The organism is Stenotrophomonas sp. 3(2025) (assembly GCF_052665395.1).
The window spans coordinates 1-445 of record NZ_JBQOIF010000051.1; the positions used below are offsets into that span (position 1 = coordinate 1).

Below are 445 nucleotides of genomic sequence, written 5' to 3' on the forward strand. Positions count from 1 at the left end.
GGGGCCATAGCTCAGCTGGGAGAGCGCCTGCATGGCATGCAGGAGGTCAGCGGTTCGATCCCGCTTGGCTCCACCACTTTCGACATTAGGCCGTCGAGAGTTCTACAACTTGAAGTTTTTCGTGCGTCCCCATCGTCTAGAGGCCTAGGACATCACCCTTTCACGGTGGCGACCGGGGTTCGAATCCCCGTGGGGACGCCAGTTTCAAAGAGGATCCTGCTCCCAGCAGGAATCCTGGTTTCATGGGGCCATAGCTCAGCTGGGAGAGCGCCTGCATGGCATGCAGGAGGTCAGCGGTTCGATCCCGCTTGGCTCCACCACTTTCGGCATTAGGCCGTCGAAAGTTCTACAACTTGAAGTTTTTCGTGCGTCCCCATCGTCTAGAGGCCTAGGACATCACCCTTTCACGGTGGCGACCGGGGTTCGAATCCCCGTGGGGACGCCA

The 445-nt window shown here is 59.1% G+C and carries 4 tRNA genes; all 4 read left to right on the forward strand.

Features of this window, described 5'->3' with window-relative positions:
* Positions 1–76 (forward strand) — tRNA-Ala (locus ACUXVE_RS20035).
* A 49-nt stretch (positions 77–125) separates the two neighbouring features.
* Positions 126–201 (forward strand) — tRNA-Glu (locus ACUXVE_RS20040).
* Positions 202–244: 43 nt separating this feature from the next.
* Positions 245–320, forward strand: a tRNA-Ala gene (locus ACUXVE_RS20045).
* A 49-nt stretch (positions 321–369) separates the two neighbouring features.
* Positions 370–445, forward strand: a tRNA-Glu gene (locus ACUXVE_RS20050).